The organism is Mycobacterium sp. ACS4054, from assembly GCF_001667275.1.
Classification (GTDB): domain Bacteria; phylum Actinomycetota; class Actinomycetes; order Mycobacteriales; family Mycobacteriaceae; genus Mycobacterium.
Window position 1 is genome coordinate 40,397 of record NZ_LZHV01000029.1, and the last position, 25,703, is coordinate 66,099.

20 protein-coding genes are annotated in these 25,703 nt (G+C 69.0%); 2 read left to right on the top strand and 18 right to left on the bottom strand.

Annotated elements, in window-relative coordinates; all coding sequences use genetic code 11:
- Positions 1-123: 123 nt before the first annotated feature.
- The 12 genes from A5730_RS05660 to A5730_RS05715 all read right to left on the bottom strand — a co-directional run bounded on the left by A5730_RS05660 (position 124) and on the right by A5730_RS05715 (position 17,794).
- Entirely contained in the window at positions 124-3,327 is a 3,204-nt protein-coding gene (locus A5730_RS05660) for an arabinosyltransferase domain-containing protein (protein WP_067896805.1), read from the bottom strand.
- The gene (locus A5730_RS05665; protein ID WP_067896808.1) at positions 3,324-6,659 is read right to left on the bottom strand and encodes an arabinosyltransferase domain-containing protein; all 3,336 of its coding nucleotides are present in this window, start codon (positions 6,657-6,659) and stop codon (positions 3,324-3,326) included. Before A5730_RS05665 ends, A5730_RS05660 begins: the two co-directional genes overlap by 4 nt.
- A 71-nt stretch (positions 6,660-6,730) precedes the next feature.
- Positions 6,731-7,354, bottom strand: a complete 624-nt coding sequence (locus A5730_RS05670) for a maleylpyruvate isomerase family mycothiol-dependent enzyme (RefSeq protein ID WP_067896874.1) — start codon at positions 7,352-7,354, stop codon at positions 6,731-6,733.
- A gap of 11 nt (positions 7,355-7,365) precedes the next feature.
- The gene (locus A5730_RS05675; RefSeq protein ID WP_067896811.1) at positions 7,366-10,620 is read right to left on the bottom strand and encodes an arabinosyltransferase domain-containing protein; all 3,255 of its coding nucleotides are present in this window, start codon (positions 10,618-10,620) and stop codon (positions 7,366-7,368) included.
- A complete protein-coding gene (locus A5730_RS05680) occupies positions 10,620-12,554 on the bottom strand; it encodes a galactan 5-O-arabinofuranosyltransferase (RefSeq protein WP_067896814.1) in 1,935 nt (644 codons plus the stop codon). Before A5730_RS05680 ends, A5730_RS05675 begins: the two co-directional genes overlap by 1 nt.
- A gap of 2 nt (positions 12,555-12,556) precedes the next feature.
- Positions 12,557-13,321: a decaprenylphospho-beta-D-erythro-pentofuranosid-2-ulose 2-reductase gene (locus tag A5730_RS05685; RefSeq protein ID WP_067896818.1), complete on the bottom strand. Its 765-nt coding sequence runs from the start codon at positions 13,319-13,321 to the stop codon at positions 12,557-12,559.
- A complete protein-coding gene (locus A5730_RS05690) occupies positions 13,322-14,722 on the bottom strand; it encodes an FAD-binding oxidoreductase (protein WP_067896820.1) in 1,401 nt (466 codons plus the stop codon).
- Positions 14,723-14,754: 32 nt separating this feature from the next.
- Positions 14,755-15,120: a GtrA family protein gene (locus tag A5730_RS05695; protein ID WP_156745703.1), complete on the bottom strand. Its 366-nt coding sequence runs from the start codon at positions 15,118-15,120 to the stop codon at positions 14,755-14,757.
- A 114-nt stretch (positions 15,121-15,234) separates the two neighbouring features.
- Complete coding sequence (locus A5730_RS05700) at positions 15,235-15,714, bottom strand: GreA/GreB family elongation factor (RefSeq protein ID WP_067896826.1); 480 nt, start codon at positions 15,712-15,714, stop codon at positions 15,235-15,237.
- A gap of 99 nt (positions 15,715-15,813) precedes the next feature.
- Positions 15,814-16,953, bottom strand: coding sequence for a flotillin family protein (locus A5730_RS05705; RefSeq protein WP_067896828.1), 1,140 nt, complete (start codon positions 16,951-16,953; stop codon positions 15,814-15,816).
- A gap of 59 nt (positions 16,954-17,012) precedes the next feature.
- A complete protein-coding gene (locus A5730_RS05710; protein WP_082946721.1) occupies positions 17,013-17,228 on the bottom strand; it encodes a hypothetical protein in 216 nt (71 codons plus the stop codon).
- Positions 17,229-17,272: 44 nt separating this feature from the next.
- Positions 17,273-17,794 (bottom strand): 6-carboxytetrahydropterin synthase, encoded by a 522-nt coding sequence (locus A5730_RS05715; protein ID WP_067896831.1) that lies wholly within the window; start codon positions 17,792-17,794, stop codon positions 17,273-17,275.
- A 68-nt stretch (positions 17,795-17,862) separates the two neighbouring features.
- On the opposite strand from A5730_RS05715, the gene A5730_RS05720 reads away from it, so the two are divergent.
- Entirely contained in the window at positions 17,863-18,225 is a 363-nt protein-coding gene (locus A5730_RS05720) for a DUF732 domain-containing protein (RefSeq protein WP_067896833.1), read from the top strand.
- Between the two features lies 1 nt (position 18,226).
- On the opposite strand, the gene A5730_RS05725 is transcribed toward A5730_RS05720, so the two are convergent.
- From A5730_RS05725 to A5730_RS05745, 5 genes are read right to left on the bottom strand one after another with little or no spacing between them, the layout of a single operon-like run.
- The gene (locus A5730_RS05725) at positions 18,227-19,057 is read right to left on the bottom strand and encodes an ABC transporter permease (protein WP_067896836.1); all 831 of its coding nucleotides are present in this window, start codon (positions 19,055-19,057) and stop codon (positions 18,227-18,229) included.
- The gene (locus A5730_RS05730; RefSeq protein ID WP_067896838.1) at positions 19,054-19,980 is read right to left on the bottom strand and encodes a glycosyltransferase; all 927 of its coding nucleotides are present in this window, start codon (positions 19,978-19,980) and stop codon (positions 19,054-19,056) included. Before A5730_RS05730 ends, A5730_RS05725 begins: the two co-directional genes overlap by 4 nt.
- Positions 19,973-20,800, bottom strand: a complete 828-nt coding sequence (locus tag A5730_RS05735; protein WP_055405602.1) for an ABC transporter ATP-binding protein — start codon at positions 20,798-20,800, stop codon at positions 19,973-19,975. Before A5730_RS05735 ends, A5730_RS05730 begins: the two co-directional genes overlap by 8 nt.
- Positions 20,801-20,811: 11 nt before the next feature.
- Positions 20,812-21,318 carry a bacterial proteasome activator family protein gene (locus A5730_RS05740; RefSeq protein WP_067896841.1) on the bottom strand — a complete coding sequence of 169 codons (507 nt, stop codon included), beginning with the start codon at positions 21,316-21,318 and terminating at the stop codon, positions 20,812-20,814.
- A 20-nt stretch (positions 21,319-21,338) separates the two neighbouring features.
- Entirely contained in the window at positions 21,339-23,315 is a 1,977-nt protein-coding gene (locus A5730_RS05745; RefSeq protein ID WP_067896844.1) for a DUF6541 family protein, read from the bottom strand.
- A 129-nt stretch (positions 23,316-23,444) separates the two neighbouring features.
- On the opposite strand from A5730_RS05745, the gene A5730_RS05750 reads away from it, so the two are divergent.
- On the top strand, positions 23,445-24,641 hold the full coding sequence (locus tag A5730_RS05750; protein WP_067823741.1) for a cysteine desulfurase-like protein: 1,197 nt from the start codon (positions 23,445-23,447) through the stop codon (positions 24,639-24,641).
- A gap of 79 nt (positions 24,642-24,720) precedes the next feature.
- Here A5730_RS05750 and A5730_RS05755 read toward each other — a convergent pair whose 3' ends face one another.
- Positions 24,721-25,689: an NAD(P)H-quinone oxidoreductase gene (locus A5730_RS05755; protein ID WP_067896878.1), complete on the bottom strand. Its 969-nt coding sequence runs from the start codon at positions 25,687-25,689 to the stop codon at positions 24,721-24,723.
- Positions 25,690-25,703: the final 14 nt, after the last annotated feature.

Below are 25,703 nucleotides of genomic sequence, written 5' to 3' on the forward strand. Positions count from 1 at the left end.
CACAGCGGAATAGGTATTAGCCCGCCTTCGGCCGAATTAAACCTTTCGGCTGCAATTACTCAATCGTTAATTTGTGCGGTTATTTGGCGGCTGCCGAATTACGGCGAAAGCCTTTATTAATCGTCACGGCTTAATCCGGATCGGGCCCGGGGACCACCAGCCGCTGCGCGTCGCTGTGCCGAGATCGAGCTGGGCGGGCTGCGCGTCGGCGATGGTGTCGAACTTGCGCAGCGATCCCCAGTCCCGGCCCCAGTCGCGGGACAGGTAGGTGGACATCACGTGCGCCCGCAACAGCAGGTCGGTGATGCCCAGCAGGCCGCCGTTGACGCCGTCCTGCCAGGTGTCGGTGTCCTGCTTCTTGGCGTTGTAGTCCGGGGTGATCCGGAATTTCGGAATCTCGGTGACCCCGTTGACGTGCAGCATCGGTTGCTGGCACGGGAACGCCAACCCGACCGCCCAGTCCATCAGCACGGGCTGCGTCGAACCGATGTACTCCTGCAGGGAGCGCAGTTCCGGCACGCGCGGCGGGGTCAGGGCGACCCAGTCGTCCGGCGTCAGGGACAGGTCCTCGGCGACCACGCGCACAGCGACGGCGTCGGCGGGGATCTGGGCGCGCGGGAAGCGCAGGTTGCGCCACACCTTGGGCTGCTCGCCGTAGAGGTCGTAGGGCACGATGCGCCCGGCCGGCAGGACGTCGCCGCCGGGTCCTGGCTTGCCGTACTCCAGCACGACGGTCTGGCCGGTGGTGTGGTGGTGCAGCACGCTGTTGCCGGTGATCGTGCCCGCGGCGGTCACCGCCACCAGGGGGTGCCCGTCGTCCGCCTTCGGCAGCTGGTACCACGCGGAGGTCAGCCTGCTCTGCTGTTGCGGCCCGGTCGTGTAGCTGCCGGCCACCGGAACCTGCCCGGGGTTGAGGCCGTACGGCAGCGGCACCGTCGACCCGTTGACGCCCGGGGTGGTCAGCTTGAGCGGCGCGTCCCAGTCGTAGTCGGTGCCGGGCTGCGGCACCGAGGTTTCCTTGACCGACTCGGCCAGGGTGCGGTCCGGAACGCCGTTGGGGGTGAACCCGGTCGGGTTGACGCCGCCCAGTGGGCCCAGCGGTCCGTAGTCGCCCGGTAGCGGCGCCATGAAGCCGGCGTTGCTGTCCGGCTCGACGAGCACGTCGTCGGCCAGCCCGCATCCCCCGCTGAATTCCCGCAGGTTGTCCCAGGCGTTGGAGTAGGTGGGGTATTGACGCACGATGCCGGCCGTCATCGACGCGATGAACACCAGCGTCATGAAGCCGGCCGCCAGCGGGACGGGTGCGGCCGTCAGCGCCCGGGCCAGCCGACCCTCGCCATGGCTGGGGCCGGCGAAGTGCAACCAGGCCGCGTACACCGCGGTGATCGCGAAGAGCGCGAAAAAGACTCCGCTGATGGTGATTCCGCCGATTTTCGGCATGCTGTTGTTGAACGGCACGCCGTAGCTGGAGACGTACCACCAGCCGTTGGTGGTGGCAAAGCACAGCGCCAACACGAACAGCACCGCCGCCAGGAAGGCCATCCGGTTGCGCGACCAGCGCAGCACCTTGGGCGACACCAGCACCGTCGTCAGCGCGGCCATCGCGGCGCCCCCCGCCGCGAACAGCCCGAAGTGGTGCACCCACTTGGTCGGGGTGAACATCAGGAAGAACATGGTGCCGAAGATGACACCCATCAACCGCCAGGCCGGGCCGCGGGCGACGCCGGGAATTCGCTTGCGCCGCAACATGATGAACACGGCCGTGAAGAGGCACAGCGCGGTGATCAGGAAGCCGAAGCGTCGCGACAGCGAGCCGTCGACGGTGGGCAGGATCAGATAGTAGTAGCGCAGGTTCTCGGTGTACCAGGCCTGGCTGGGTCCGATCGCGGTCCGAATCCTGGTGGCTTCCAACACCGTTGACAGCGTTTGGTCTGCGAACACCACCGTCAGGATGACCGTGCCCGCGGCCAGCATGGGCGCCACCAGGGGCAAGGTGCCGACCAGCCGATGCCGGCGGACCAGGATGCGCAGGATCGGGCGGCCACCGGCGACCAGCGCGGCCACCGCGATCAGGCCGGTGGGCTGGACGCCGAGGGTGAACGCCGCGGTGATGACGGCCAGCGCGGCGGGCGTCAGCCGGCTGTAGCGCATGGAGCGCTCGATCAAGACGTACGTGATCAGCGAGCCGACGGCGATGATCGGCTCGGGGCGCAGGCCGTTGTCGAACGGCATCCACGCGGTGAGCAGCACCATGCCCGCCGCCCAGTTCGCCGGCCTGCTGGCCGCGACCGCGGGCCCCAGTCGGGGCAGCACCTCACGGGAGAGCAGCAACCAGCACACGATGCCGGCGATCAAGTCCGGCAACCGCATCCACAGGCTGGCGTCGCTGACATGGGTCATCAGCGCCAGCAGGTTGTAATACCAGCCGAACGGGTCCTCGGGGCTGCCGAACCAGCGGAAGTAATTCGACATGTAGCCGGCGTGATCGGCCACCCGGGCCATGCCCAGGATGTAGCCGTCGTCCGACGAATTCGCCCCGATCACGTGCCACAGCAGGAACCCGAAGATCACCGCGACGTCGGCCAGGGTGAACGTGCGCCAGTTCGCGGGGATGAGCCGGCGCATCCGGTGGCCGTCCAACTGGTCGAGGCGCCACAGCGCGACCAGCGCGACGATCGTCGACAGGATCGCCAGCACCATCGCGGTCAGCTTCAGCGTCGTCGGCGTGGTGGAGAACCGGGTGTCGATGGTCGCCGACAACTTCAAGCCCGGCGGCGCGGGGCCGGTGAGGTCGGTGAACACCCCCACGATCTGCGGCCGCAGGTTCGGGTCGGCGAAACCACCGTTGATCGGTTTGCCCGCCGGATCATTGAGCCCGACGAAGGTGGCGAACGCGCCGGCCTTGGTCGAGGTGATCTCGATGCGCTGACATTGCGGGGACTCCACCTGGTCCCGCGGCGCGCTGGCGATCACCACATTGCGGTCGGTGACGTCCACGCGCTTGCCGTTGACGACGACGAACAGGGCGTTCAGCGCGGCGTCCTTGCCCTTCTTGGGCGCCGTGCTCAGCACGACCCCGCCCTCGGGCGGCAGGGCGCGCACGGCCGAGCACGGCACGGTCGCCGTGATGTCGACCGGGGTCAGCGAAATCAGCGGCGCCGTAACGCTGTTCAGCTGGCCGGATTGTGGCCAGTTCAAGGTGGCGGTGGTCTGCACGACGGGTAGCAGCGGGGTCGCCATCGACAGCACGAACCCGAGCAGCCCGGCGATGGTCGCCACCCAGCGCGTCGTCCGCACGTCCTTGCCGGCCGCCGTCGTCGTGCTCATGGCAGCGCCCGAATCGGTCCCTGCCGGCTCCAGCCGTGCACAGTGATCACACCCTGTTCGATAACGGCGTCCGGCGCCTGGTCAGCCGGCACCAACCGGAAGTACTGCTCCACGGATCCCCAGTCGCGATGCCAGTCGCCACGCAGATAGGTCGCGAGCGTCGAGGTGCGAAGCATCGCCTGGGTGACCAGGAACGGGCCCCCGTCCTCGCCGGCCTGCCACCCGTTCGACGAGGCCGCCGTCTGCTTGTGATCGGGCAGGATCCGGTAGTCCGGAAGTTCGGCAACGCCAAGGTGTTCGGTGAACGGGTGCTGGCACGGGAAGTTCGCGGCGGTCGCGATGTCCATCAGCACCGGGGTGCGCGACCCGATCAACTGCTGCAAAGTCTCCAGCACCGGGACCCGCGGCGGCGTGACGGCGAACCACTGATCCGAGCTCAGGTTCGGGTCGTACGCGACGATGCGCGCCACGTTCGCCTCGGGCGGCGCCCAGGTCAGCGGGAACCGCAGGTTGCGCCACGCCGGCTCCGGCCCGATGTCGATCGGATACACCTCTGCCAGTGGCTGCGTGGGGGCGTCGGGACGGGCCAAATCGCGGTGGCCCCACTGGAGTTTCAGCTGCTGCCCATAGGTGAAGGTGCCGTCCTCCTTGTACGACCAGATGGCGCCGGCGGCCGTCACCACCACGATCGGCCGGTCCGGGCTACGCGGCGGCAGCTGGTACCACGCCGAGGTCGCGGTGGCGGCCAGCGAGTTCTCCCCGTAGCTGCCCATCACCGGGGTGCGGGCCGGGTCCAGGCCGAACGGCAGCGCCGCGTGCGAGCCGTTGACCCCGACCGGGCCTTTACCGCCGGCGGTGCCGGCCGAGTCGCTCATGGTGGCATTGGGCTTGTTGGGTGACCCGGTGGAATTCACTACACCCGGCTTGGTGACCACCGGGTACGACCTGAGGTCGTCGCCGACGCCGTCGGGTTTGAAGCCGACCGGGTTGCTGCCGCCGAGCGGTCCGTCGGGGCCGAAGGTCTGGCCGGGCGCCGGCTGCAGCATGCCCGCATTGGGGTCGGGCTCGGCCAGGACGTCGTCGGCCATGGCGCAGCTGGTCGGCGAGAGCCCGGACGTCAGGGCGGCGAGGTTGGCCTTGCCGGTGGTGTAGAGCGGGTAGCGGAACACCGCGCCCTTGGTCAGTGAGGCGACTTCACCGACCACCATGATGGTCGCGACCACCAGCAGTGGGGTCGACGCGAGAACCCGGTTGCGCCGGTTGTCCTTGACCTCGGTGTGCCCCGCGTAGTCCATCCGGAAGTGCTGCCAGGCGGCGAGCAGCCCGGTCGCGATCGACAGCGCCAGGAACATCGACGTCACCGGGTGGCTGGCGATGACCGGCTGGATGTCGTACCAGGGCACCCCGTAGTTGCCGACGTAGAACCAGCCGTTGACGCCGGAGGTCGCGACCGCCAGCACGAAGAGCAGCGCGGTGACGTACAGCGTCAGGTTGCGGCGGTTGTGCAGGCCGATCCGGGCCAGGGCGAATGCGGTCACCGCGCCGAGCGCCCCGGCCAGCCCGGCGAACGCACCGAACTGGACCGCCCACTTCGTCGGCGTAAAAGTCAACAACAGCAGGCCGAACGCCGTGGTGCCGATCAACCGCCACGCCGGGCCGCTGGCCACGCCCGGGATGCGGCCGCGGCGCAGCAGGGTGACCAGCATGCCGAACATGCACAGCAGCAGCACCAGCACGGCGAATCGGCGCGCCATCGACCCGTCGGGGTTGGACTCCACCGTGAGGAAGTAGTAGCGCAGCCAGTCCTGGTACCAGGCGATGGTCGGCCCGACCTCGTATTTGATGCGCGCCGACTCCGCGACGGTGGCCAGCGTCTGACCGCGGAACACCACGATGGTGATCAAGGACAGCGACGACGCCAGCACGGCGACCGGAGCCAGCAGCCCGTCGGTGGCCCGGCGCCGCCGGATGATCTGGACGATGGCCCGGGCCCCGGTCAGCAGCGCGGCGACGGCGATCAGGCCCTGCGGCGCCAGCGTCACGGTGAGCATCGCGACGAAGATCGCGACGGCCGCGGGGGCCAGGCGCTGCAGGGCGATCGCGCGCTCCACCAGCATCCAGGTGATGATCACGCCGAGCGCGATCAGCGGCTCGGGGCGCAGCCCGTTGTTGAACGGCAACCACGCGGCCAGGAACACCGCGCCCGCGGTGAACACCGCCACCCGATTCGCGGCCAGGCCGCCCCTGCCGGGCCCCAGCCTGCGCAGGATCCAGTGGCTGATGATCAGCCAGCAGGTGATCCCGGCCAGCGTGGCGGGCAGGCGCATCCACACGCCGGCGGTGCTCACCGACGCCAACCGCGACAGCAGGCCCAGATACCAGTCGAACGGCGCGTCGGTCGTGCCGAAGTAGCGGTAGTAGTTGGCGATGTAGCCGGCCTTCGGGGCGACGCGGGCGATGGTCAGGTTGTAGCCGTCGTCGGAGGAGGTGGCGCCGATGACGTGCCAGAGCAGCAACGTCGCGATCACCCCGGCGTCGGCGATCCATGTGGCGATCCCGACGCGCCGCCACGAATTCCACCGGGCCCGCGGGCGGTAGCGGGCGAGCCAAGCGATCGGCGAGCGCCAGTTCACCAGCGCGCCGCCGCCGCGACTGCGGCGATGCAGCGCGGCCAGCGCGGCGACGGCCGTGAGGACGGCCAGGGCTCCGACGGCCATCGCGAGCTGCTTGACGGCGGTGGGGGCGGTGATGAACCGGGTGTCGATGTCGATGCGGGCCGACAGCCCCGGCTGGGCGGGCACCTTCAGATCCGTGAAGATGCCGCCGACTTGGGGCTTCTTTTCGGACGGCAGGATCCCGGAGGCGCCCGGGATGCCGACGAAGTCGGCCCCCGCGTTGCCCGCGTCGGCCCAGACGTGCAGCACGCTGCAGGCGCCGCCGGTGACCGCCGGGCGCGGCGCCGCCACGGCCACGGTGTCGCGGAATGCGACCACAACCAGGTCCTTGTCGGCCCTGACGAACAGGCCGTTCTTGCCGGCGTCCAACCCGCCCGCGGGCAGGGTGGAGACCACCAAGCCGCCGCCGGCGGGCAGCGTGGCGATCGCGGCGCACGGGATGGAGATGTCTAGCGCGCGCGGCGCGCCGGACACCAGGGCCGCGGTGACTTGGGTGACGTGCCCGTCGGCGGTGCCCTGCGGCCACAGCACGGTCGCGGTGGTCTGCTTCACCGGGAGCAACGGGACCAGCGCGCACAGCAGCAGTCCGACAAGCCCCGCGACGACGGCCACCAAGCGTGGGATCCGCTGGGATCGCCGATCATCGTCGTGGGGCACGAGGCTCGATCGTAAGCGAAGCCACTATGTCCGCTGAGGACGCGGGGCCGCGCAGCGGGTCTTCGGGCTGTTCACCGGGTCAGCCGGCCGGCCAGCGTGTCCAGGCCCGGGCCGTCGAGCTCGGCGAGCGCCGCGGGTCGGCCGGACATCGCCATCAGGAGCGCCTCGCCGGGCCCGGTCACTTCGGGGCCGCGGCCGTGCGCCCAGTCGATGTCGGTGGCGCGCAGGTGCAGTCCGCGGATCCGGCGGCCGGCCCCGAGCCTGGGATTGCCGGGGACCAGACCGAGCACCCGCTCGAGCCGATCGGCCGGCACGGTGCGCGGGCGGTCCAGCGCGCGGCGGATGTCCTGGTGGTGAATCGTGCCGTCGACGAGCGCGATCATGCCGCCGAAACCCGCCGTCAGCCCGCGCGGTTCCAGATGGGCGCGCAGGAAGTCGAGCAGCTGCTGGGGGCTCAGGTCGGCGAACTCGTCGACTCCCACCTGGTTGGCCCTGACTACCCAGCCCTTCGCGAAGCGCTTCAGCAGCCCCAGCGCGCCGAGCTCCTCGTAGCTGATCATATGCGCGACAACGTCTTTGACGGTCCAGCGCGTGCACAGGCTGGGCGCGTCCCACTGCTGTGGCGTCAGGGTGGCGAGAAATTCGGCCAGGTCGGCCCGCTCGTCGCGGGCCATGCTCATCAGGGTCGCCGTCATGTCGGCGGTGCCTATGTCTTGCGCAGCGGCGCGGGGCTCCACAGCCCGCTGCGCGTGGTCGTCCCCAGCTGGAGCCGGGCGGGCTGGGCATCGGCGTAATACGGCGTCAACCGTTGCAGCGAGCCCCAGTCACGCGACCAGTCGTCCTTCAGATAGGTCGCCATGGTGGTCGCCTTCAACAGCAGCTCGGTGACCCCCAGCGGGCCGCCGCCGTTGTTGTCCATCACCGGCGAGTTCGCTTCGGCGCCAAAGCGATCCGGCAGGATGCGCCACTTCGGCGTCTCGTCGACGCCGTTCTGGTGGCCGAACGGCCGCTGGCAGGGGAACGCCAGCCCGACCAGCCAGTCCAGGAACACCGGATCCTTGGAGCCGACCACGTCCTGCAGCGTGCGCAGCTGCGGGATCCGCGGCGGTGTGAGCGCGATCCAGTGCTGCGGCGCCAGGTCCTCGTCGTCGGCGACCAACCGCAGCTGGGTGGCGTTACTGGGGATGGCCGACAGCGGCAACCGCAAGTTGCGCCACGCCGGCGAGGCGCCCACGTCGGCGAACTGGAAGGACCCGCCGGGGTGTCCGCTCGCGGCCTCCTCGTCGGTGGCCCACTGCACCTGGACCTCGCGGGGGTCGAAGCGGCCGGCCGCGCTTACCACCAGCAGCGGCCCGGCCTTATCGCGGGCCGGCAGGCGGTACCAGCCCGACCGCAGGTGCGCGGGCACCTGGATGCCGGGGCGCCAGCTGCCCAGGACGGGCGTGCGCGAGGGATCCAGGCTGTAGGGCAGCTGGGCCACCGAACCGTTGATTCCCGGCGCCGGGTTGGTGCCGCCCTCGGTGCCGGCCTCGGCACCGGTGACCAGCTTGTCGTCGTTGATGAAGCTGCGGTCGCCCGGACGCTCCATCACCGGGTCGGCGCGGACGTCGGCGGGAATGCCGTTGGGGGTGAAGGCTTCCGACAGGCTCGCTCCCAGCGCGTCGCCCACCGAAGCGCCCACCGGGGCCAGCGCCCCGGCGTTGGGATCCTGTTCCACCAGCACGTCCTCGGCCAGGCCGCACGACTTGCCGGCCAAAGCCTGCAGGTTGGAGCGGCCCACCGACCAGGCGGGGTACTGGTCGGTCATCGCCAGGGTCAGCGACGCGACCTCGAACACGACCAGCAACCACGTCGCAATTGCCAAGGGGGACTGGATGATTGCGGTCGCGCGGGTCGGCGACGACCCGTTGTTCGGTGAAACGAAATGGAACCATGCCGCCACCAGCAGCACCAGAACGGTCAGCCCGAGCAGTGCCGTGGCGAAGGCGTAATGCCACGCCGGGAACGAATTCGACCATGGCACACCGAAATTGGACACATACCACCAGCCGTTGACGCTCGCGAACGACAACGCCGCCAGGAACAGCACCACCGCGGCGAACATGGTTCGGTTGCGCCGGGACCGCATCGCCGCGGCGGTCACCGCGACCGCGGCCAGCGCACCCAGCGATCCGGCCAACCCGGCGAACACCCCGAAGTGATGGGTCCACTTGGTGGGCGTGAACATCATCGCGATGAACGAGATGATGGTGATGCCGACGATGCGGCGGCTGGGCCCGGCGGCCGTGCCCGGAATTCGCCCCTTGCGCAACGACATTGCCACGGTGATCGCCAGCGCCAGGATCAGCGCCAGCACGGCGAAGCGGCGCGCGACCGACCCGTCGGGGCTGGCCATGAACAACCGCTCGTAGCGGATGTGCTCGTCGAACCAACTCAGGCTGGGCCCGACGGCGCGCTTGAGCATGCTGGCCTGGATCTCGCCGGCCAGCGTCTGGTCCCGGAAGATCAGGATGGCGGTGACGGTGACCGCGGCAAGCAGCGGCGCCACCAGCGGCAGCGCGCCGAACCGTTTGGACCTGCGGTGCAGGATGGTGCGCAGCGGCCCGATCGCGACCAGCAGCGCGCCGATCGAGGCGATGCCCGTCGGCCCGGAGAACAGGGTCAGCGCGCCGATGATGCAGGCTATCGCCACCGGCAGCAGGCGGCTGGTGGCCACCGCGCGCTCCACCGAGCACCAGGTGAGCAGGATGCCCAGCGCGATGATCGGCTCGGGGCGCAGGCCGTTGTTGAGCGGCAGCCACACCGCTAGGAACATGCCGGCCGCCGTCCACGCCGCACCGCGGTTTCGTTTGACGGCGTGGCCCAGGCGGGGCATCACTTCCCGGCTGATCACCCACCAGCACGTCAGCGCCATGGCCAGGGTGGGCAGTCGCATCCAGATGCTGGCCGTGCTGACGTGGGCCCACAGCGCCAGCAGGTCGTAGTACCAGCCGAAGGGGGCCTCCGGCGTGCCGAACCAGCGGTAGTAGTTGGCCATGTAGCCGGCGTGCTCGGACACCCGGGCCATGGTCAGGATGTAGCCGTCGTCGGAGGTGTTCGCGCCGACGAACTGCCACCACACCAGAACGGCGATGACCAGCGCGTCCAGCCCGCTGACCGACCACCAGCGCGACGGCAGGAAGCGGCGGTGCCGGGTGCCGTCGGCGGTGTCGAGCAGATGCAGCGCGACCAGCGCGGCGGCCGTCAGGACGACCCCGAGGATCATCGCGGCCATCTTCAGCTGCGTCGGGCTGCTGCTGTAGCGGGTGTCGACGGTCGCCGAGAAGCTCAGGCCGGGCGGCGTCGGCCCGGCGAGATCGGTGAAGATGCCGACGATCTGGGGCCGGAAGTCGTAGCCGCTCTTCTCCCCGCGCAGCGGCGCGCCGGGGTGCTCGGCGTTGGGGCCCTGGGTCAGCCCGACGAATTCGGCGGTGACCTTCTCGGCGTGCGCGGTGAAGGTCAACCGTTGGCAGGCCGGGCTGAGCACCTGGCTGAGCGGGGCGGTGACGACCGCGACGTTGCGCACCACCACCACCAGGTAGTCGTTGGCGCGCTGGATGAGCAGCCCGCGGTCGACGGCCTTGGGCGCCTGCTTGGGCACGGTGGACAACAGCACCGTCTTGCCGGCGTTCTGCGGTCCGGCCAGCCCGGCGGCGGCCTGGCACGGCACGGTGATGTTGAGGTCGGTGGCCACGTACCCGATCAGGGGGGCGTCGACGCTTGCGAACGTGCCGTTTTGCGGCCAGTTCAGCTGCGCGGTGGTCTGATTGACCGGCAGCAGGGGTGTGGCGAGGGCCAGCAAAGCCCCGAGCAGCCCGGCGACGATTGCAACCCACCGCGTGATCCGGTGGTTCGCTCCCGTGTCGGCCACGGTGGTAGATGCTAGTTCTTCGACGCCCGGCGGCGAGGTGTCGGTGCTCATCAGCGGCTCGGTCCGGGCTTGCGGATGGCCACCACGAACGGGCCGGCGCTGTGGACCACGAACTGCGGGCTCTCGAAGAGCGCGGCCCGCAGGTCGACGGTGTAGCGACGGACGTTGGGCTGGTTGGGGTAGACGTCCTCGGCGAGCCGCAGGGTGTAGTTGCCGTTCGCGCCGCGGCGCATCAGAAACACCGTCGGCGGCGGCCAGGGGCAGGTGTCCAGCGCGTGGAGGAGCTCGTCGGCGGACTTGAGTTTGGACCACTTTTTGATCTGGGCGGCCCGCAGGTCGAACTGCGCCAGCGGGTTGGCGTAGTGCGACGTCAGTCCCTGAAATCCCCAATAGGGATAGAAGGACAGGAAGCTGTAGTCGGCGGTCATCACGACGGTCTGGTCGCGCGGCCGGCCGGTCACGGTCGTGATGGCGTGGTCGATGTCGGGGTAGAACTTCTCCGAGCTCGGCGGCCTGCGGTCGCCGCGCTGCCCGTTGCCGTCGGTGTCGGTGTAGGCAACGGTGAGGTCGGGCCGCAGCACGTCGGGAATGTCCTGGCTGAACGCGATCGCCGCGGCCAGGCCGACGGCGCCGGCAAGGGGGAGCACGGCCCGGCCGCGCGCGGACAGCGCCCGCGTCGCCTCGACGAATCCGAACGCCCCGGCGGCCACCAGCAGCACGGTCAGGGTGGGCTGCAACCGGAACGACAGCAGCGTGGTGCGCGCCAGCGTGGTGAGCATCGACAGCAGCGACCACAGGTAGACGGCCAGCACGCCGATGGCCAGGGCGCCTGCCCGCACCGACGACCGGGCGCGCACGACCAGCCACAGCGCGCCCAGCAGGCAGACCGCCCCCAGCAGGGAGAACTGCAGCATCGGGAAGGTCAGAACGGCGCCGTCGGCCGGCAGGTAGTGCGCGGCGCTGCCGGAGTTGCTCACCGGGCTGCCGACCGCCCGCAACAGGAAGGGCAGCCAGGTGGTGCTCGCGATGGCCGCCGCGATGACCGCGATGACGGCCAGCCGGCGCAGCGGTTCGAGCGTCGCCCTCAAACCGCCCTGCCGCCAGCGCGACCCGGCCACCCATAGGCCCATCACGCCGAACGTGAAGGCGCTGAAGCCGAACAGCAGCGTGTACCACGTCGCGGTGAATCCCAGGAACAGACCGGCGGCGATGACGGCGGCCCAGCCGCGGCGCGGCTCGAGTGTGCGGCCAGCTTCACGCTCGGGCTCGAGTGTGCGGCCAGCCGCACTGTCGGCCTCGCGTTCGCCGGCCCGCAGCCCCGACCAGGTCAGCACCAGCACCGGCGGCAGCAGCACGGTGATCATCGCGGCGTACGGCTCGGGCGCGCCGTAGGCCAGCGTCGCCGCGGCCGTCGCGGTGGTGACGATCAGCCCGTAGGAGAACCGGATCATTCGCCACCACAGCACCAGGGCCACGGCGACCGCGATGGTGATCGAGGTGACGGCCCAGGGCTTGTACACCTCCCAGGCCGGCGTTCCGCTCAGCGCCGCGGCCCGCCCGCCGATCCAGAACCAGCCCGGCGGGTAGAACGGCGGCAGCCCGATGTAGGTCATGTCACGCAGGGCCGGACTGTCGGCCAGCCGCGTCAGGTACTCGGTGCGGAACTGCTGATCGACGGAAATGCCGAACAGGTACAACTTGGTCGCGCCCAGCGGCATGCCCAGCGTCACCACGGTGAACGCCGACACGAACACCAGCCCGGCCAGCTGCGCGGGCCAGCGCCACCGTCGCCATGCCCAACCCGCGGCGACCAGACCGGCCAGGCAGCCCACCTGCCCCACCGTGGTGAGCGCGTGCAGCTGGTTTGACGACGGGAAGGCGGGCCACTGCACCCGGGAGATCGCGGTCAGCGAGACCACGGCGACGACGACGGCCACCGCCACCGCCACGAACATCTGGCCGAGGCTGGCCAGGGCGTTACGCATGATCAGATGGGCAGCTTGCGGAAGATGGGCCGCGGGATGTGTCGCAACACCATCATCACGTAGCGGAATGCTCCTGGCGCCCAAACTAATTCCTTACCCTTTGCGGCCGAGGTCACCGCGAGGTTGGCGACGTACTCCTTGTCGACGGTCAGCGGCGCTTCCTTCACATGCGCGCTCATCCGGGTGCGGACCTGGCCCGGGCGGATCACCAGGACGCGAACCCCGTACTCGCGCAGGGCTTCTCCGAGTCCCAGATAAAACCCGTCAAGTCCCGCCTTGGTGGAGCCGTAGACGAAGTTGGACCGTCGCACCCGTTCCCCCGCGGCCGAGCTCATCGCGATGATCTGGCCGAAGCCCTGGGCGCGCATCTTCTCGCCGAGCAGCACACCCACTGAAACCGCTGCGGTGTAATTGATTTCGGCGGCCAGCACGGCCTTGCGCTGGTTCTGCCACAACTCCTCGGCGTCCCCGAGAATGCCGAAGGCGACGATGGCCACGTCGACGTCGCCATGAGCGAACGCCTCCTCGATCATCTTCGGATGGCTGTCGGGGTCGGTGGCCTCGAAGTCGATCAGCTCCACCGACCGCGCGCCCGCGGCCTTCATCTGAGCGACGGCGGCGTCGCGGCCCGGGTCGCCGGGCATGGCGGCCAGCACGATCCGGGCGTGCGCGTTCTGCAGGTAGCGCTCGCAGATGGCCAGCCCAATCTCCGAGGTGCCGCCGAGCAGCAGGATGGTCTGCGGGTTACCCACAGCGTCGAGCACCATTTACAACAGCTCCAAACGTCGGGCCATGTCCGAGGCGAACACCCCCGAGGGATCCACCTTGCGGCGCACCGCGATCCACTCGTCGATGCGCGGGTACATGGCGTGAAAGGTTTCGGCGCTGGTACGGGAATCCTTGGCCGTGTAGACCCGGCCACCGAATTGCAGTACGCGCCGGTCGAGTTCGTTGAGGAACTCGTTGATCCCCGGCTTGTTGGGGAAGTCCATCGCCACGTTCCACCCGGCCATCGGGAAGCTCAGTGGCGCGCGGTTGCCCGGGCCGAACAGTTTGAAGACGTTCAACGCCGAGTAGTGGCCGCTGGTCTGGATCCAGCGGATGATGTCCTTGAATTCGTCCATCGCGTCCGGCGGAACCAGGAACTGGTGCTGGGCGAAACCCGTTGGGCCGTAAGCATTGTTCCATCCGCTGACCAGGTCGAGCATGTGGTAGAACTGCGACAGGTTCATGATCTTGCCGGAATAGGTGCCGCCCAGCCGGTAGTACACCTCGCCGATGGCCATGAAGGACAGCTTGTTCATCGCGCTGACCGGAAAGACGTTCGGCACCGTCAACAGTTGCGGGGCATCGAATTTCAGCGGATTCTTGGCCAGCTTCGCGGGCAATTGGTCCAGCTTCGCCAGGCTGCCGCGGCTGACCGCGGCCCGGCCGAGCTTGGGCGGCGGACTGATCAGGTCGAACCAGGCGCTCGAATAGGTGTAGTTGGCCTCGCTGCCGTCGAGGTGGACCGCGACCGTCTCGTCCAGGTCCTTGGTGGCGACGCCGTCGGCGATGAAATAGGCCGTCTCCGTTGGTGTCATCTCGATCGTGGCGCGCAGCACGATCCCGGTCAGGCCGTTGCCGCCGACCGTGACCCAGAACAACTCGGCGTCCGAGGCGTCCGGGCCGTCGGGGGTGATGGTGCGGATGGTGCCGTCGGCCATCAGCAGGTCCATCGAGCGGACGTGATTGCCGAAGCTGCCCGCGCTGTGATGGTTCTTGCCGTGGATGTCGCAGGCGATCGCCCCGCCCACGGTGACCTGACGCGTGCCCGGCAGCACCGGAACCCACAGCCCGAAGGGCAGCGCCGCCTTCATCAGCTGGTCCAGGCTCACCCCGGCGTCGACATCGACCAGCCGGGTGTCGGCGCTGATCGAGTGGATGCGATTGAGCCCGGTCATGTCGATCACCAGGCCGCCGCCGTTCTGGGCGTTGTCCCCGTAGGACCGGCCCAGCCCGCGGGCGATGACGCCCCGCCCGTTGGGGCCGCCGGACTCGGCGACCCGGGCCACCGCCTTGGCGATCACCTCCGGATCGCGGGTCGAGAGCACCTCGGCCACCGACGGCGCGGTGCGGCCAAAGCCGGTCAGCCGGGTGGTGGTGGTTACAACATCGGTGCTCAACATCGTCAAAGAGGGTACCGCCTGCGGTGTGTGGCTCAGCGGATGCGGAAGATAACGGCTCGCTGCACGATGAAGTTGATCACGGTCGCGGTGCCCTGCGCGATCACGAATGCGACGGGTATCGCCCACCCGCGATAGTGCATAAGCGCCAGGCACAGGTGGTTCAGCCCGACCTGCACGGCGAAGGTGATGGCGTAGAGGATCATGACCGCGACGAACCGGGCGGTGCTGGGCGCCGCCTGGAACGTCCACCGACGGTTGATCAGGTAGGCGGTGATGGTCCCGACGACGAAGCTGGTCGCCTTGGCCAGGTCGACCTGGACGCCCACCGCCTTGTACAGCGCCAGGTACAGGCCGAAGTCGACGATGCCGGCCAGGCCGCCGGTGGCGACGAAACGCATCACCTGAGTCGTCAGGCTCAACTGCGGGCTCGGCGGCGCGGCATCGGGCAGCGGGGCAACCATTGGGGGGAGTCTAACGGGGCGGCCGGGGCGCCCCGGGATGCGGCGGGCGTGCTATCGGGGCAGCTTGACCGCTATCAACTCGACCTGATCCTCGCCCTGCGGGGTCGAGTAGGTCACGGTGTCGCCCGCCTTGTGCCCGGCCAGGGCCTGGGCCAGGGGGCTGCGGGCGGTCAACGTCTCGCCTTCGCGACCGATGGGCGTCTCTTCCACGATCGAGATGACGTGCATCGTCACCACCTCGCCGTCGGAGAACCGCAGGGTGACCTCGGTGCCCCCGGGCAGCGTTTCCGAGGCGTCGGGCTGCGAGGGCCCGGTGCGCAGCCGGCGGTCCAGCTCGTTGATCCGGTCGCTGAGCCCCACCAGCTCCTCGGCGCGCTGGATCGCCTCCGCGGCGTCGCCGTGATCGCCCACCATCCCTCGGTCGTTGCGGACCTCGACCTCGAGGCGGTCACGCCGCTGCCGCAGCCGGTCGAGTTCCGCGGCCAGGCTCTCTTTAGCCGCGTCCGCCGCTGACTGGCCCTTCTTGCTCACGTCGGTGGACCCTTTCGCCCAATTAGCTCAGATGGCGTTCCAGTGTCGCACCACGGCGAGCCGGCCGTCACCATTATTGGACAAGCGGCGAGTTCCCCCTCAGTGGGCGATCGAACCCGATTCGGAGTTCGTGGTGATCGGCGCCGCGTCGTCGGAGTCGTCGTAGTAGTCGACCGTGCCGCGCAGGGCGTCGAAAATGGCCCGGCCCTGCGCCACCAGCCCGCTGGCCACCTCGGTGAGCCCCTCGGCGCCATTGAGCACGGTCACGTTCGCGTTGGCCAGCCCGCGGGCGGCCTTCTCCACGATCTCGGGCAGCTGATCGATCAGCGCCTTGTCCAGCGCCACCCGGTTGTGCGACGCCGCGGCCTCGGCCTGGATCTTCATCTTCTCGGCGTCGGCGACGGCCAGGATCCGCACGCGCTCGGCCTCGGCCTCGGCGGGTTTGACCACCTCGGCGACCAGTTCCTGCTGGCGCAGTTCGGCCGCGCGCTGGGCCAACTCGGTGCGCATCTGCAGCACCTCGCGCTGGGCCTCGGCCTCCGCCAGCGGACCCGCCTGCGCGGCCTCGGCCTGGGCCTTATCGACCTCGGCCTTGTACTGCGCCTTGACGATTGCGGTCTCGCGGGCGAATTCCGCCTGCTTGCGCTGCGATTCCTGCTCGGCTTCGGCGGCCGCCTGGTTGGCCTGCGCCTGGGCGATCTGGGCCTGCTGCTGGATGGCCGCGTTGTGCGGCGCCGACATCGCGTTGATGTAGCCGAGCCCGTCGTCGTCGATGGATTGAATCTGCAGCGCGTCGACGGTGAGCCCGATGCGGGCCATCTCCTCCTTGGAGCCGTCGAGGACCTCGGTCGCCAGCTTCTGGCGTTCCCGGATGATCTGCTCGACGGTCATCGAGCCGATGATCGACCTCAGGTGGCCGGCGAAGATCCGGCCCGTCAGCACCGACATCTGATCCTGTTCGGACAGGAATCGCTGGGCGGCGCTGATGATGCTCTCGGTGTCGTTGCCGACCTTGAAGGCGATCACCGCCCGGACGTTGAGCGTAATGCCCTGCTGGGTCACGCATTTCTCGCCGACCTCGGCCTCGCACATCGCCAGCGTGAGGAACCGGGCCTTGCGGAAGAACGGCATGATGAAGGCGCCGTGGCCCGTCACGACGCGAAACGGGGCGTTGCTCTTGCTTCGGCCGCCCGAGATCAGCATCGCCTCGTCGGGGGAGGGCACCTTGTAACCGAGCATGGGGACTCCTTTTTGGGTTTCGCTGTTGTATCCCGGACGATCCGGGTGGTCAATTCAGATCAGGCGAGGCCGTGCCAGGGTTCGACGACCACCGTCCGGCCTCCCCTGACCTCCACCACCAGCACCTCGGCGCCCTTCGGCAGCGGCTCGTCGGACCAGGCCAGGAAGGCCTCCTTGGCGCCGTGCACGGTGACCAGTACCTCCCCGGCGCCGCGGTCGCCGCGGGTTGCCACGGTCAACGTCCCAACGCAGCCGATTGCCGAGGCGTCGCTCACGAACGCATACTCCCGCATCGGCATTGCGAGCGTCGTGTTTCGTTCTAAACGGGTCCCGCCGTCAGGGTGACGACGTTGTTGCGGCTCTCGCGCGCCTTGATCCGCGACACCCAGACGCGGCCGCCGGTCGCCCGCCCGACGATGCGTTCGACCGTCTCGAAGGTCCAGGCGGCCGTGCCCGCCATCCCGGTGTCGTCCATGATCCGCAGGTCGATGACGCCCCGGTCGGCCAGCAACTCGAACAGGTCGCGCTGGGGGTCGTCGACGGCGATCAGCGTGGTGTGGTCGAACTGGTCCCGCAGTGCCGTCTTGACCTCGTCGAGGGTGCCCTCGTCGATCACCGCCTCGGTTCCGGGTTCGGTTTCGGCGCAGGCGAATTCGATGTCGAAGGCCCGCTCGAAGCCGTGCAGGAAGAAGCGTTTGCCTTGGTTGGCCCACGAGCGGTGGCAGCAGGGCAAGTTGTCGAACAACTTACGCAGGTGGAACCGGGCCGTGCGGCCCAGCGGCGCGTCGGCGCGGTGCATCGTGGCCACGCGGGCGCCGTGGAGGTAGATGGTGTTGCCCATGGATCGCAGCTTCCGTCGCGCTCCTTGCGGGATCCTCAAAGGATCCTTGGAGGCCTATCGTTGATGACATGAACGTCGGTCCGGTGAAGTGGTCGACAGTCGTGGCGGCCGCGCTGTGCGCCGCGCTGTTCTCGGCCGCCCCGGCCGCGGCGGATCCGCCCGACGATGCCTTCCTCGGGGCCCTCGCCGACAACGGGATCGTCATCAACGACCCGGGCACCGCGATCTCGATGGCCCGCTCGGTGTGCGCCGGGCTGGACAACAACCAGCGGTCGAGCCTGCTCGCGATGAAGGTGATGAAAGACACCAATCTGACGGCGCGACAGGCCGGGTTCTTCGTCGGCCTTTCGGTGTCGGCCTACTGCCCGCAATACAAAGGGCAGATCGACGATTCGCTGGACTGGCTCAACCCCGGGCCCCCGCTCATGTGAGCTACACCCAGTAGGGCACCCGGGCCCGGTATTGCCGCATCGCGACCGCGGCCAACACCCAGCCGACGACGGTGAGCACCGCCACCACGGCCCAGTGCCGCAGCTCCTGGTGGGCGCCGAGCAGCGGGGCGCGCACGATGTCGAGGTAGTGCAGCAGCGGGTTGAGCTCGACGATCTTCGACCACCGGCCCGCGCCCTGCTGCCGCAGGGTGTCGTCGTTCCAGATGATCGGCGTCATGAAAAACAACAGCTGCACGACGGAGAAGAGCAGCGGCCCGATGTCGCGGTAGCGGGTGGCCAGGATGCCGAAACACAGTGACACCCAAATGCAATTCAGCACGATCAACGCGAGCGCCGGGATCACGGACAGGTCCGCCCACGACCATGGCTTCGGATAGATCATCGCGATGACGACGTAGATGACTATGTTGTGCGCGAACAAGATCATCTGCCGCCACACCAGCCGGTAGACGTGCACGGACAGCGGCGTCGGCAGTTGCTTGATCAGACCCTCGTTGGCGACGAAGACGTCGGCGCCCTCCAGGATGGCCGCGTTGATCAGGTTCCAGATGATCAGGCCGAGCGTCACGTAGGGCAGGTGCACGGACAGCTCGAGGTGAAAGAGCTTGGAGTACAAGCCGCCCATGGCGACGGCGGTGGTGCCGGTCGCGATGGTGATCCAGAACGGCCCCAGCACCGAGCGGCGGTAGCGCTGCTTGATGTCCTGCCAGCCCAGGTGCAGCCACAACTCGTGCCGGCGGAAGCCCGCGACCAGATCGCCCCGGGCGCGGGTGAAGGTCCGCGACTGGGCCGCGGCGTCCAGAAACGTCATTGCGTGCCTCCCGGCTTGCCGAATTGCTCGCGACGCCCCAAGCGGCGCAACCGAATCCACTCCGCCAGGCCCCTGGGATCGCGGCGGGTCAGCAGAAAGTACCAGCCGAACCGCACCCACTCCTGCACCTGCAGCTTGCGCAGCCCCGGCTGGGACAACAGGTAGCCGCGGTTGCGGTAGGTGTAGAACCGCTTGGTCGGGTCGTCGGGGTACTGGGTGTGCATGCGGCCGCCCAGGATCGGCCGGAATTCCGCGGATCCGCAGGGATGCAAGTAGATCGCGTCCAGGCAGGTGCCGAACGGCAGGCCCGACCGCACCAGCCGCCGGTGCATCTCGACCTCGTCGCCGCGGATGAACAGCCGCAGGTCGGGGACGCCGATCGCCTCGAGGGTGGAAGCCCGGAACAACGCGCCGTTGAACAGCGACGCGATCCCGGGCAGCAGGTCCTGTCCGGGCTCGGTGCGCAATTCGGTTGCGCACCTGCGCCATACCAGCCCGCGGCGCAGCGGGAACGCGAGCCGCTCGGGGTCGTCGAGGTTGCACACCATCGGCGACACCTCGGCCAGGCCGTGTTTCTGCGCGCACGCCAGCAGGGTGGCCAGCACGTGCGAGTCCTGCGGGCGCCCGTCGTCGTCGGCCAGCCAAACCCAGTCGGCCCCCTGCGCCAACGCGTGCAACATGCCCAGCGCGAAACCGCCTGCGCCGCCGAGGTTTCGGCGGGAGGCCAGATAGGTGGTGGGGATCGGCTGGCCGGCGACCAGGTCGCGGACCCGGCCTGAACCGGAGCCTTCGCCGGAAAAATCGTTATCGACGACGATCAGGTGATCGGGCAACCGGGTCTGGCTGCTCAGGGCGCCCAGCGACTTGGCCAGCTCGTCGGGGCGCCGGTGGGTGACGACGACGGCGAAGACGGACTCACTCATCCCCGGATGCTCTTTGCGCCAGCGGTTTTTCTGCGGCCGTCTCGGCCAGCACCTCGCGCACGTGCCGGGCCGCGTCCTCACCCTCGTAAGCGCGCACCACGTCTTCGATGCCGCCCGACTGGCGGATCACGCCGTGGTCGATCCACATCGCCGTCTTACAGAGGCGGGCGAGGAATTCGTTGGAATGGCTGGCGAACACCAGGATTCCGGACCGCTCGACCAAGCCCTGCAACCGGGACTGGGCCTTCTTCAAGAAGTCGGCGTCCACCGCGCCGATGCCCTCGTCGAGCAGCAGGATCTCGGGGTCGATGCTGGTGACCACGCCCATGGCCAGCCGCACCCGCATGCCGGTGGAATACGTGCGCAGCGGCATCGACAGGTAGTCGCCCAGCTCGGTGAACTCGGCGATCTCGTCGACCTTGGCCAGCATCTGCTTGCGGGTCTGCCCCAGGAACAGCCCGCGAATGATGATGTTCTCGTAGCCGGAGATCTCGGGGTCCATCCCGACCCCGAGGTCGAAGACCGGTGCGACGCGGCCGGTGACCTGCGCCCAGCCGCGGGTGGGTTCGTAGATGCCCGAAAGTAGGCGCAGCAGAGTCGATTTCCCCGCGCCGTTGTGGCCGACCAGCCCGACCCGGTCACCCAGCTCGAGCGACATGGTGATGTCGCGCAGCGCCTCGACGACGACCACGTTGGACGCGTTGCGGCCGATGGTGCCGCCCGCCTTGCCCAGGAAGGCTTTCTTCAGCGAGCGCGACTTCGCGTCGAAAATGGGAAATTCCACCCACGCGTTGTGCGTCTCGATGTGAGGACCCGCCACCGTGCTTCGCTTTACAGGTACTGACCGTGCCCGGATCCGCCGGGCTTGCCGATGCCCGGGGGCAGCGCGCCCTGACGCATCTTCTCCAGCTGCGCGCGGGCGGCCATCTGCTGCGCGAATAGTGCCGTCTGGATGCCGTGGAACAGGCCCTCCAGCCAGCCGACCAACTGCGCCTGGGCGATGCGCAATTCGGCGTCGGACGGTGCCGCGTCCTCGTTGAACGGCAGGGTGAGGCGGTCGAGCTCTTCGCGAAGTTCCGGCGCCAGGCCCTCTTCCAGTTCGCGGATGCTCGTCGCGTGGATCTCCCGCAGCCGGTTGCGGCTGGCCTCGTCGAGGGGTGCGGCGCGCACCTCCTCGAGCAGTTGCTTGATCATCGTTCCGATGCGCATCACCTTGGCCGGCTGCTCGACCAGATCGGTCAGTGAGCGCTCGTCGGAGTCCTCGTCCGCCACCGCCATGATCCGCGGGTCGACGCCGCCGATGATCTCAATGCCATCGTCGTCGTTGCCGGTACTCATCCATCACCATCCTTTGCGCACTAGGAGTGCGGCGCCGCGCCGTCGTTTCCGCGCCATTCGTAGATTCGGGCTCCACCGTTGTCGTAGATCAGCGCCCACGACTTCGATTTATCCAGTGACACTAGTCCGTCGGGTACGGCGAAGCCCCGGACCGTCGGCATGCTCGTGTAGATGTACCGGATATTGAGCGCTTTGATCGCCTCGACCACCCGGGGATCGGCCTCACCCTTGCGGGCGCCGGCCCAGAAGATGTAGCGGTTGGGGCCGGGGCCCATTTGCTGCGGGTAGTCGTAGTGGGTCCAAAGCGGGTGCAGGTCGGCGACGGCGTACATCCACGCCGTGCCGTCGGTGTTGGCGTTGCCGATCACGGTGGTGTGCGCCCCGGGCAGTTTGGACAGATAGGCCATGGCCATCAGGTCGCGCTGGTCGATCATCACCGAGTCGTACTTGTCGCCGAACAGGACCAGGTGTCGATAGAAGTAGTGGCGGGCGGTGAACACGGTCGTGGCCACCAGCAGGACCGCGGTGGCCGCGGTCCAGGCCGGTGCCGGCAAGGGTTTGAAACGGCCGGCGACTCGTCGAGCGCCGGCCATCACCACCATGACGATCAAGAACAATGCGACACCGGCCATCGGCTCCAGCAGCAGCGTGATGGCGGCCGAAATGCGGCGCGGGTCCTTATAGAAGAACTCCCCGAACGCGCCGGCCACCGCGCCGAGCGGGCCGCCGAGCGGCGTTCCCGCGTCGACGTCGACCACCACGAGCAACAGCCACACCGCCAGCGGCCACCAGATCCTCTTGTAGGCGAAGATGATTCCGCCGACGATCGCCAGCGTCATCAGCCCGTACTGGTACGGGAAGTCGTTGAGATGACGCGAATGCTGGAAGACCGCGTCCCACACCCCCCGCTTCTTGCTGAGCTTGGTCAGGAATGAGTGCCCGGCGATGATGTCTTCCTGCTGGCGGACGCTGATGAACTGCGGCAGCAGTATCAGCGTTGTGATCGCGGCCACGCCGGCCAGCGTCAACCCGTCGGCGAGCCGCCCGCGCACCGGGTGCCACAACACGTCCAGCAACCACCAGGCCACCAGGAACAGCACAACGATGAATCCGCCGGTCAGGTGCACGGACATCAGCCCCACGAAGGCCAGCACCGCCAGCGGGATCCGGTCGCGGTGCCGCAGCGTCGAGGCGATCAGCACGAACGTGGGGACGACAACGCCGTAGGCCGCCAGGTTGGGCATCGCGGCGACGCCGAACTCGACGTAGGGCAGCGAGGTGAACGACACGGACAGCGCGGCGGTGGTGGCGGCCACCCCGGCGGTGCGCCATTCCCCCCAGCGCCCCCGCAGCAGCTTCCAGGTCAGCATCGCCGCGCTGGCGGGAAACAGCCACACCGAGGCCGCCACCGAGCTCACCGTGTAGCCGGTCGTGGGCGCCGCCCCGGTGAGCTGACAGAACACCGCCACCCAGGCGTGGAACACCGACGGGTAGTACAGCGTCTGATGCGTTTCGACGTTGCGCAGCTCGCCCATGTGGGTGGACGACGCCTGCCCGGTGTCCAGGATGAACCGCACCTCGTTGGCGTGCCAGACCGCGTCCCACGTGCTCGGCACCGTCTGCCAGTGGGCGGCCAGGCCGCGGTAGGCCGCCCACATGATCAGCAGCGCGCCCAGCAGCACCCCGGCCGCCACGGTCAGCGCCGGCAACCGGCCGATCCCGCGCGCCTCGGCCTGGGTGTCGCGGAAGCGGCCGAGCAGCAGCTGCAGGACCGTCATCGCCAGGCACACAACGATCAGCGTGGCCAGCGCGGTCCAGCCGTTCCACGGGATTCCGACGGCGCCGAACGGGATGATCGCCAGCGCGATGGCGCCGAAGGTCAGCGCCGGGCCGACCGCGACGGCGATGGGCCAACTCAGCTGACTGATTCGCGCGATGACCGCCCCGGGCGCTATCAGCAAGAACAATGCGATCAGCGTTCCGAACCAGAGGCCCACTCGACTAGTATGGCTGGCCGGGTGTCCTGCCTCTTCGAAGCCACCGGCACGCTGGAACGGCTCGAGCGTCTCCGGGCACCCGCTACCGTCACAGTTTCGCGGAGAAGCGGAAGCTCTAAGGTGGCTGGCATGGCTTACGACGTCGCCCGGGTGCGCGGACTGCATCCGTCGCTGGGTGACGGGTGGGTGCACTTCGACGCACCGACCGGGATGCTGATCCCCGATTCCGTCGCGACCACGGTCTCCACGGCGTTCCGCCGGTCCAGCGCCACCGCGGTGGGTGCACACCCGTCGGCGCAGCGCAGCGCCGCGATCCTGGAGGCCGCGCGGGCCGCGGTGGCCGACCTGTTCAACGTCGACCCGGCGGGCGTGGTGCTCGGCGCCGACCGCGCGATCCTGTTGTCGGCGCTGGCCGAGACGTCGTCCTCGCGGGCCGGGCTGGGCTACGAGGTGATCGTCAGCCGCCTCGACGACGAAGCGAACATCGCCCCGTGGCTGCGGGCGGCGCACCGCTACGGCGCCAAGGTGAAGTGGGCCGAGATCGACATCGAGACCGGCGAGCTACCGACCTGGCAGTGGGAGGGCTTGATCGGCAAGTCGACCCGGCTGGTGGCCGTCTCATCGGCGTCCGCGGCGCTGGGCACGGTCACCGACCTGCGGGCGATGACCAAGCTGGTGCACGACGTCGGCGGGCTGGTGGTCGTCGACCATTCCGCCGCCGCGCCCTACCGCCTGCTCGACGTGAAGGAAACCGACGCCGACGTGGTGGCGGTGAACGCGCTGGCGTGGGGCGGCCCGCCGATCGGCGCGGTGGTGTTCCGCGACCCGGCGCTGCTCAACTCGTTCGGCTCGATATCGACGGACCCCAAGGCCACCGGGGCGGCGCGCCTCGAGATCGGCGCGCACCAGTTCGGTCTGCTGGCCGGGGTGGTCGCCAGCATCGAGTATCTGGCGGCGCTCGACGAGTCGGCCCGCGGCAGCAGGCGCGAACGCCTCTCGGTGTCGATGCAGTCGGCCGGCCTGTACATGAACCGGATCTTCGACTACCTGATGGTGTCGTTGCGGTCGTTGCCCCTGGTGATGGTCATCGGCCGGCCGGAGGTGCGCATACCGGTCGTCAGTTTCGCGTTGAACGGGGTGCCCGCCGAGCGGGTGGTGCAGCGGTTGGCCGACAACGGGATCCTCGCCGTCACGTGTGAGAACTCCCGCGCCCTGGACGTGCTGGGCGTCAACGACGTCGGCGGCGCGGTGACCGTCGGGCTGGCGCACTACTCGACGACGGCGGAGGTCGACCAGTTGGTGCGCGCGCTGGCGTCTTTGGGCTGACGGCCGCTCCCCCCTTCGCCGAACGTGACGTCACGGCGGCGAAACGGGCGGAACGTCACCCTCAGTTCACGCTCGGCGGCTAGACGGTCAGCACGACCTTTCCGGTCACCTTGCTCGACGTCAGCATTTCGTGTGCCTCGCCGGCCTTTTGGATGGGGAGGCGGGCGCCGATGATGGGCCGGACGCGGCCCTTGGCGATCATCGGCCACACCGACCCGATCACCGCCTGCACGATCTCCGTCTTGCTGTTGGGCCCGGTGACCGGGCGCGCCCGCAGGGTGGTGCCGATGACGCGGGCGCGCTTCATCAGCAGCTTGGCAATGTTGAGCTCACCCTTGATGCCACCCTGCATGCCGATGATGACCAGCTGCCCGTCGGTGGCCAGGGCGTCGATGTTGCGGTCCAGGTAGGCGGCGCCCATGATGTCGAAAATCACGTCGGCGCCGCCGCTTTCCCGCAGCCGCTCGACGAAATCCTCGTCGCGGTAGTTGATCGTGATCTCGGCGCCGAGCTCGCGGCAGAACTCCAGCTTCTCCGCCGAACCGGCCGTGACGGCCACCCGCGCACCTAGCGCGCGGGCGACCTGAATCGCGTGGGTCCCGATGCCGCTGGCGCCGCCGTGCATCAGCAACAGCTGGCCCTTGCCCAGGTGGGCGGTCAGGACCAGGTTGGACCACACCGTGCAGGCCACCTCCGGCAGCCCGGCAGCGTCGACGAGGTCGACACCAGAGGGAATCGGCATCACCTGGCCCGCGGGCACGGCGACGTACTCGGCGTATCCGCCACCGGCCAGCAGCGCGCAAACCTCTTGTCCCGCTTGCCAATCCGTGACGCCGCCGCCGGTTTCGGCGATCACGCCGGACACCTCCATGCCGATGATTTCGCTGGCGCCCGGCGGCGGGGGGTACTTGCCGGCGGCCTGCAGCACATCCGCGCGGTTCACGCCCGCCGCGGCGACCTTGATCAACACCTCGCCCGGGCCGGCGGACGCGTCCGGCACCTCTTGCCAGGAAAGCTGATCTGGGGATTCGGCGACGATTGCGCGCATGGTGGCCACGCTAC

Coding starts and splice junctions, on each gene's coding strand:
- A5730_RS05695 (WP_156745703.1), bottom strand. CDS start 15,120: ATGCGTTTCGTCGCCACCGGCGGCCTGGCCGGCATCGTCGACTTCGGC.
- A5730_RS05730 (WP_067896838.1), bottom strand. CDS start 19,980: ATGAGTGAGTCCGTCTTCGCCGTCGTCGTCACCCACCGGCGCCCCGAC.
- A5730_RS05670 (WP_067896874.1), bottom strand. CDS start 7,354: ATGACGGCGACCCTGATGAGCATGGCCCGCGACGAGCGGGCCGACCTG.
- A5730_RS05750 (WP_067823741.1), top strand. CDS start 23,445: ATGGCTTACGACGTCGCCCGGGTGCGCGGACTGCATCCGTCGCTGGGT.
- A5730_RS05675 (WP_067896811.1), bottom strand. CDS start 10,620: ATGAGCACCGACACCTCGCCGCCGGGCGTCGAAGAACTAGCATCTACC.
- A5730_RS05715 (WP_067896831.1), bottom strand. CDS start 17,794: ATGGGCAACACCATCTACCTCCACGGCGCCCGCGTGGCCACGATGCAC.
- A5730_RS05685 (WP_067896818.1), bottom strand. CDS start 13,321: ATGGTGCTCGACGCTGTGGGTAACCCGCAGACCATCCTGCTGCTCGGC.
- A5730_RS05660 (WP_067896805.1), bottom strand. CDS start 3,327: ATGAGCACGACGACGGCGGCCGGCAAGGACGTGCGGACGACGCGCTGG.
- A5730_RS05725 (WP_067896836.1), bottom strand. CDS start 19,057: ATGACGTTTCTGGACGCCGCGGCCCAGTCGCGGACCTTCACCCGCGCC.
- A5730_RS05740 (WP_067896841.1), bottom strand. CDS start 21,318: ATGAGTACCGGCAACGACGACGATGGCATTGAGATCATCGGCGGCGTC.
- A5730_RS05705 (WP_067896828.1), bottom strand. CDS start 16,953: ATGCTCGGTTACAAGGTGCCCTCCCCCGACGAGGCGATGCTGATCTCG.
- A5730_RS05690 (WP_067896820.1), bottom strand. CDS start 14,722: ATGTTGAGCACCGATGTTGTAACCACCACCACCCGGCTGACCGGCTTT.
- A5730_RS05680 (WP_067896814.1), bottom strand. CDS start 12,554: ATGCGTAACGCCCTGGCCAGCCTCGGCCAGATGTTCGTGGCGGTGGCG.
- A5730_RS05720 (WP_067896833.1), top strand. CDS start 17,863: ATGAACGTCGGTCCGGTGAAGTGGTCGACAGTCGTGGCGGCCGCGCTG.
- A5730_RS05755 (WP_067896878.1), bottom strand. CDS start 25,689: ATGCGCGCAATCGTCGCCGAATCCCCAGATCAGCTTTCCTGGCAAGAG.